Consider the following 7,441-nt stretch of genomic DNA (forward strand, 5'->3'; position numbering starts at 1 on the left):
TTCCTGGCGCTGGTCCTGGAGAGCCTCTTGTTGCGCAAGCTCCGCCAGCAAAACCCCGATGTGAGCTACGAGGACGTGCTCCACGACCTCTCGCAGCTGCACGCCGTGGCCGTGGAGCTGGACGGCGAGGCCTGCCTCACCCGCACCGAGCTGGTCGGGCAGGCCTACGAGGCCTTCAAGGCCGTGGGCCTGCGGCCGCCGGCGCGGGTCCAGCCGCTGCCACGTCCCGAGACGACCCCCGCCGGGTAGTGTAGTGGTACGCGACCCCCGTGTGCCCAAGAAAGCCTTGTGTTTCAAGGGTTCTCAAGGATCACGGTGTCAAAGTCGAGTTCAACATAGCGGCCACTATTTTCCCTCACCCAAGGGGTCAACGGTGAAAGAAATAGGTGGCAACTTGGGTTACTCTATAAAGAGCCTCTTCGCCAAGACGACTAAGATCATCCTGAAGATTGACAGGGATATTTGCTGCCCAGTGGCGGGGGTGAATTAATACCTCAATAACGCTCTGTCGGTTTTGTACCGCCGTGAGGGGATTTCCTGGCAGCCAGAGGTTTGGATAAGCTCCATCGGAGTAGCGCTGTGTGTAGTGTTGCTGTAGCGCATGGTCGTAGGCCTCGAGTTCGATTCCCAGAGCTTCACGTAAAGATTGATCCTTCAACAACTCGAGGTTTGGTATACCTAGTCGGCGGTTTAACCAATCGCCGTGGGAAGCTACAGTGTGCAATGGAAGTCCGGTAAGGGCCTCGATCCGTTGATAGTTCTGAGCAAAAAGCCTACGGATCGCGGGCAGGTGAGCCTCAACCTCGGCCCGGCTTTTTAGAAAATGTCGCTTAGCAAAGGTGGCAATTTCCTCATAGTGATAACTAGCTTCGCTGCCCGATTCATGGATAGATCGCATTAGGCCTACATCTAAAGTAGAAAGACGGAAGTAAAACGTACCAGGGACGTTTAGTTCACGCATGATTTGCCACAAGGCCCGGGTGGTGCGGAGGTCGGTGTCGATGTCGAGCCGTAAGACCAGCCGTGGGGTGCTATCCATGCGCTGTGCTTTGATCTGAGCCCAAATGGAGGCGATAGAATGCACCTGGTAGCCTTGGGCCAGGGCCACCTCGAGCAAACGTCGAAACTCACGGGTTCGATTGGGTAAGAGAAAATCAGAGTAAAGACGGTACCATATAGACTTCAAAAATTGCGTAGGGTGGTAGAGCTGACTGTGATGTTCTTGCATACATTAGCGATGTTCTAAAAACTACTATAAATAACCCCTGTGCCGCTGGGCGTTGATTAACTCTTGATAGAAGTCCAACAACAGGCGGGCGTTTCGCTTTGCGTCATAGTGTTGATAAACATACTGCCGCAGCCGGTCGGCTTTGGCCCTGGCCTGCTGAGGATTGCTACGTACTGCGGCCAAAGCGTTCAAGATAGCGCCAGGGCTGATCTCTTTTAGAAGATAGCCGGTCTCTTCGTTGATGAGTTCAGGAGTACCGCCCTTGTTGCTTGCAATGACAGGAAGGCCAGCAGCCCCAGCCTCTACTACTACGGTGGGCAGTCCCTCGCGGTAGGAGGGCAACACTAGTACATCGGCTGCGGCCATATAACGCCGAACCAGAGCATTGGGCTGTTGACCCAGAGTTTGGATTAGGGTTTTTGAGGTGGACTTAAGTGTTTCCCGCAGAGGTCCCTCACCTATGAAGATTGCAAGCACATTATCATCATTTAACTGACGCAAGGCTTCAGCTAATTCCAGTACACCTTTGTACTGCCAGATGGCCCCTACAAACAGCAGTACAAACTTTTCTGGGGGGAGCCCCAGTTCATGGCGCAAAACTTGTCGATCTGGAGGGGGCTGCATAGGTGGAAGGTGTAAACCTACCCGATGGGTAATTACCGGGCGGTTGGAAAGGGCCTCTGCTTTCCGACGGATGTCCTCGCTGACGGCTAAGACGAGGTCGGCCCAGGCTAAAACTTGCTTGAAGTAACGCATATAGCGAGGGCTTTGAAAGGGGTAGGTATTAGCATCATCGCCGTGGAGGGTTACGACCAACGGTTTGCTCCACTGGCGTTTGAGCAGTGTCCCCAGGGTTCCCTCTGGATGGGCAAAATGGGCGTGAATAAGGTCGTAATTTTCTCCTGAAGAACGTTGGTAAGCTCTAGCTTTTATGTGCTGGGGCCAGCCTAATAAGTTCTCACGGGGAAAGGCCAGGTAGCGTGGGCGCCATACCTGTACTCCTTCTACGGCGTAACGCTCAGGGATCTGAGCGTAGATCTTCCACTGAGACTTAATTTGGGCCAGCCAGGGCAAAACCAGTGGAACCGGAGCATGCACCTCGACAGAAACCCCCAAGCGCTGTAGCTCAATGGCCTGGGTTTGCACAAAAATGCAGGGAACCGGATCAAGGCTCGAGGGGAAATCAGGGCTTAGCATTAGTAGACGCATAGACAATACCTCGCATCATCATTGAGCAGCCGTGTAGAAGAGCGATGGTGAACCACAGGTATTTGCGTTCCAGGATGCCGAGAAAAGCTCCTTGGATGAGGTAAGCCACCAGGCAAGCCTTGAGAATGAGGATTAAATCTGGATGAACCGCTTGGCGTAGGCTTACTCGCAACAGCACCCACATCCAGGCCAGGAATATACCTAGCCCTACGATGCCTATCTCAGAGACGAGCTCGAGATAGATGTTGTGTGCCCCGCGTCCATCGGTGATGTAGTAAGTATCAATAGATTCAAGACTGGACTCGGGGGCCTTATCTAGAGTGAAGAGGGATGTAAAAGTTCCAAAGCCATGCCCGAAAAGGGGACTTTCTAAGGCGATTTGCAGCCCAACAGTCCAGATCGTGGTGCGCCCGGCCCCACCATCCTCTGCTGCCGAAGTAATCCGGCTATTCAGGAATTGATTGGCAGCAGGTAGTTGGTAAAGCGCTGCTGAGACCAGCAAGATGGCAAAGACGATACCAATCATGCGTTGCCAACCCAGCCGCGGCAAAATAACCAGGGCCAGGGTAAGCAAAATGGCCACCCAGGCACTGCGAGTGCCTGAGAGTACTACTGCTAAGGTACATACCAAAAAACAGATTAGGCTGTACCAGCGGAGAGCTGGACTTTTAGTTACCAGCCATAGACCTATCGCAACTAGAGAACCCAGCAGGACGATGGCTGCAAAATCTGCTGCATCAGCTGCTCCAGAGAAGGTAGTGCGGCTGGCGGGGTTGCGCAGGTAGTTGACGATGCCCTGGCTAGCAGCAATAAGGGCCCCTAGCGAATAGGAAAAAAGCAGCGGCTGGAGGGTTTTGGGTTTGGTGTAAACAAAAAGGGCAATTGCCAGGGCTCCCACTATCTGCTGCAGCAAAACCTGTAGTTTTGTCCAGCTAGCGGAAGGGTCGGAAGACCAGAAGTAACTCAGAGTAGCCCAGAACAGCAAAAGAATCGCTAAAATAGAAATGCGAAACCTGCGAACCTGCTTCCATGTCAGGATCAGTGCTGGAAACCAGGCAATTTTAGGGCGCTTAATTTGGAAAATCAGTGATAACAAAAACAAGCCAAGCAAACCCTTAGACAGGGTAAAAACCCCTTCAATAGCAAATACACCTTCCAGGGGCAGGCTAAAGGCATAGAGGTACAGTACTATTTGGGGAAAGACCATCCAGAACCACAGAGGCAAGAGCAAGGTGGTTATAGTTGGAGCAGCGGTTCTCATATACCTTCCTTACGTAAATGAAGTAGGGACCCCAACAAGAGCAATGCAGCGAAAATGCCAGATAGCCCTACTAATCCCCAACCTTTGATCCAGTGGCTCATCCCCCACAATAGCAGAATTATGGGTACATTAAGCCATACCCAGCGGCCAGCTCTTTTCCAAAAACCTCGCCAGCTTGCCCCAGCAGCACGAAAAAACAGCACCAGTGAAAGCAAGGTTACCACTGTGCTGCTAACCACAAACAGGTAAACGGCCCAGTACATCTCCCGGCTATGTACCCCCACGTAGATTGCGCCTATGCGCAGGGCTAACTCTAATACAGTGAAGGCTAGCAAAGTTTTTTGCCACTCTCGCACGGTAAGTAAGTGAGAGAGTGGGTGTGCCACAATTGAAAGCAGTAGATAAGGAGCCAAAAGTTGAGCATAAATGCCAGCTTCTTTCCACTCCGTGCCAAATATCAGGGGAAAAGCTTCCGGAGCAACAACGAACAGTGATCCGAATATGGGTAGCCCTAAGGCGAGCAGCATACTCGCCGTTTGTTCGGTAAGACGCCCTAACTCAGCTAGGGTGCGAGTAGCCGCAGCTTTGGAAAAGAAAACTTGACCAATAGATTGAGCGACCAAGGTAACCGGGATGGTTGTAATTCGATAAGAAAGATTAAACTGGCCCATGGCAGCAGTACCAAAAAAGGCCGTTAAAATGACAAAGGGTAGATGAAAGCTAGCTGCTGTTAGTAAGGCTGCCCAGGAGCCATACAACAAAAAACCTCTATACCGATGGGCGATGCGCCACATGGAATGGAATGTGATGTTTGTGAGGTTACGCGGCATTATGCGTAGTAGAGCTTGTATTCCTCCGAGGCGACCTAACACATCGCCAATCATTAGCCCTATAGGTCCTTTCAGCAGGAGGCCTAACCCAACCTGGCTCATGGCCTGCCAGACACCTTGCTGAAGTTTGGTCTGAGCTAAAACGCCAAATTGGGCGTGGCGCAGTGCCCACATACTGCCAGCCTGCATAGTCGCAATACAAACTAGCCCAACTGGTACTAGGAAAATAAAATAACTAGACAGCGGCGTATTGAACCAGTTCGAGAGTATGTCACGTAGGAGCCAAAAAGCCATTCCAAACACCAGACTTAATCCCAGGCCGACAGCTAGAGATAGCAGCAGTAGGTAGCGGGCTTCCGCGTCCTCTTTGGGAAGTTGAATGGCCTGCTCATAGCGAAGGTTAATGATTACAGCTAAAAGGGAAAGGATAGAGGCATACAAAGCCAGAAGACCGAAGTCTTCCGGTTTATAAATTCGGGTTAGGATAGGTTGAACTGCGACGACCAAGCCTTGACCCAACACAGTACTGCTTGCCAGCAGGGCGGCGTTGTGCCAAAAGGAGGATCGGTTGAAGAGCTTAAGAATTCGGGTCATGGGTTTGGTTGCTCAAATCGACCAGGAGTCGCCGTTTGCTTGGCGTTGGAGATGGCTCTGCTAGCCCTCATACTACACAAGGGTAGGAGGGTAAGCTGGGTTTTCTGTGTGAACTCGGGCGTTAATACTTCTTGTATGGAGTTAAGTGTCAAGGCATGGGTTCTAATAGCCAGCCTTATTGTGGAAAATAGGCTAGGCTAGAGAAGCTGAGGCGTCCGATAATTTTGAGACCAAGCGAGGTAAGAGAGGACAAAGATGAGAACTGCACCTAGCGCAAACGATTTTGATCGCTTGCTCTTGAGTTTTAGCCGCTACCTTTGGATATTGGTACTACTGGCTATAAGCGCTGCTTTTTTGAGCTACTTTGTAAGCCGGTTACAACCGGGAGTGTACGAGGCAACGGCGCGGCTGCTTTCAGCGGAGCCTATCAACCTGAGTTCGACCATCAATGCACCCCAGGTTCGCCCGCTGGCAGCAGCGGCCTATCGGGAGGCGGCTTATGGAACCCTGGTGTTAGAGCGGCTTCGGGGCCGTTTTCCAGGTGTTTTGCCGAAAGAAAATTCCAAAGTGCGCGAGAAAATGCGCATTCGCTCAATCGAAACGGTTGGTTCTTCTTCCATTGTGTTTGTGCTCAGCGTGCGGGATAGCAATCCAAAGCAGGCTGCTGAAATAGCCAATGCTTGGGCTGAAGCTTTGCAAGAATGGGAGGCAGCCTTGCTGCGAGAAAATTTTAGAAGGGTAGCTCTTTCGCTTGAGAAGCGCCTGGACTGGGTGAATACCCAAATAACCCGGACTAGCAACCGCGACGACCTGGCGGGGTTGCGTGAATTACGTGCCAACCTCGAGCGTGAAATGGGGATAGCGCGCTCTTTAGAAAACAGCGCCACCGGGCAGCTTTCTATCCTGGCTCGAGCCGAGGTGCCCAGCCAAGCTATATCGCCACGCCCTCTTCGCACTGCAGCAATTGCGGCTTTCGCAACTTTGTTACTGGGTTTTATCATTCTGACCGTGCAAGATCGTTTGCTAGGTTCCCGAGGCTCATTTTTTGGTAAATAAGTAGATTGACTTTAAGTCTTTGAACGGTTTTGTAAGCCATATACGGGGCCTGTTTGGCATCTGTGGTAGTATGGTCTATTTCAGGTCACTATGTTTGTATTGAGGATTTTTAGTCAAAATGGTTCCTCGGGCAGGCTATTTTTTTGTGTTGCAGGTGTGCTACTGTTTTTGCTGTCTGCGTGTATTGCAGGGTCGCAAAGTGGCTTTTCCTCGCCTGTATTAAACGCCTCCTACGGCCTTTTTAGTATTCCCAGCGGCCCCACCTACTATGTAGGCCCCGGGGGTAGCAACGCCAACGATGGCAGCCGCCAGCGCCCCTGGGCCACCCTTTCCTATGCCGTAACCCAGCTCAAGCCTGGCTACGTGCTCCGCGTGCTCGATGGCACCTACCCCGAGTCGGTACAGATCACCGTCTCCGGTACCCCTAACCAGCGAATCACTATCGCCTCCGATACCCGCTGGGGCGCTAAGATCAACGCCCAAGGCGCCCTCTTCGGTATCGATGTCCGGGGTAGCTATATCGACATCATCGGCCTCGAGGTCACCAACGCCTCCAACAGCGGCATCATTAGCTGGAGGCCCTTCAACCGCTTCCTCTACAACCATGTCTACAACATCCGTGCCCAGTGTGATACCAACGGGGGAGCGGGGATTAACCTGGGCCTACCTGAAGCAGAAAGTTCTCTCGCTTTGAGTAATTTGATACACGATATTGGCGACCTAAGCGCGGGTTCGTGCACCCGGATTCACGGCATTTACCAGGGGGCACCCCGGGGGGTAGTGCAGAACAACATCGTTTACCGGGCCCGGGGTTTTGGCATCACCACCTGGCATGCGGCCACTGCGGTGGTCATCAGCAACAACCTGTCGTTTGCCAATCTTTACGGGGGTATCTCGGTGGGCTCGGGGGACAACACCCGGGGGAACCGGGCGGAGAACTTTCTGGTGGCCAACAACATTGTGGTGGGCAACCCACGGGGGATCAGTGAGGAGAACAACACCGGGGTCAACCGCTTCATCAACAACCTGGTGTGGAACAATGGGACCAACTGGCGCCTGCAGACCAGCAGCCACCAGGGAAGCCTCGCGGTGGACCCTGGGTTTGTGGAGTTCAAGGCCGATGGAAGTGGGAACTACCGTCTTTCCAGCACCAGTCCGGCCATCGACCGGGGTCTGGGTGAGGCAGCCCCCAGCCTGGACTTTGAAGCCGGTCCCCGCCTAAAGGGTGCCGCCGTTGACTTGGGGCCTTTTGAAGTGCGCTAA

General features: G+C 52.7%; 6 protein-coding genes and 1 pseudogene. 3 read left to right on the forward strand and 4 right to left on the reverse strand.

The genetic code is table 11. From position 1 onward, the window contains the following. Window positions 1-249, forward strand: a pseudogene (locus tag G552_RS15555) (IS1634 family transposase); the annotation flags it as partial. Between the two features lie 118 nt (window positions 250-367). On the opposite strand, the gene G552_RS15560 reads toward G552_RS15555, so the two are convergent. The 4 genes from G552_RS15560 to G552_RS0113010 are packed head-to-tail and all read right to left on the reverse strand — an operon-like array spanning window position 368 to window position 5,122. Then, window positions 368-1,228, reverse strand: coding sequence for a hypothetical protein (locus G552_RS15560; RefSeq protein ID WP_051195815.1), 861 nt, complete (start codon window positions 1,226-1,228; stop codon window positions 368-370). A gap of 24 nt (window positions 1,229-1,252) precedes the next feature. Next, on the reverse strand, window positions 1,253-2,374 hold the full coding sequence (locus G552_RS0113000; protein WP_245575206.1) for a glycosyltransferase: 1,122 nt from the start codon (window positions 2,372-2,374) through the stop codon (window positions 1,253-1,255). A gap of 37 nt (window positions 2,375-2,411) precedes the next feature. Next, window positions 2,412-3,698 carry an O-antigen ligase family protein gene (locus G552_RS0113005; protein ID WP_051195816.1) on the reverse strand — a complete coding sequence of 429 codons (1,287 nt, stop codon included), beginning with the start codon at window positions 3,696-3,698 and terminating at the stop codon, window positions 2,412-2,414. Continuing rightward, on the reverse strand, window positions 3,695-5,122 hold the full coding sequence (locus tag G552_RS0113010) for a lipopolysaccharide biosynthesis protein (RefSeq protein WP_027883411.1): 1,428 nt from the start codon (window positions 5,120-5,122) through the stop codon (window positions 3,695-3,697). Before G552_RS0113010 ends, G552_RS0113005 begins: the two co-directional genes overlap by 4 nt. A gap of 255 nt (window positions 5,123-5,377) precedes the next feature. Here G552_RS0113010 and G552_RS0113015 point away from each other — a divergent pair, with 255 nt between their 5' ends. Together G552_RS0113015 and G552_RS0113020 are read left to right on the forward strand one after the other, a co-directional pair. After that, window positions 5,378-6,178: a YveK family protein gene (locus G552_RS0113015; protein ID WP_156890752.1), complete on the forward strand. Its 801-nt coding sequence runs from the start codon at window positions 5,378-5,380 to the stop codon at window positions 6,176-6,178. A 156-nt stretch (window positions 6,179-6,334) separates the two neighbouring features. Next, window positions 6,335-7,441, forward strand: coding sequence for a choice-of-anchor Q domain-containing protein (locus G552_RS0113020; RefSeq protein WP_245575207.1), 1,107 nt, complete (start codon window positions 6,335-6,337; stop codon window positions 7,439-7,441).

The sequence above is a fragment of the Meiothermus rufus DSM 22234 genome (genome assembly GCF_000423425.1).
Lineage (GTDB): Bacteria > Deinococcota > Deinococci > Deinococcales > Thermaceae > Meiothermus > Meiothermus rufus.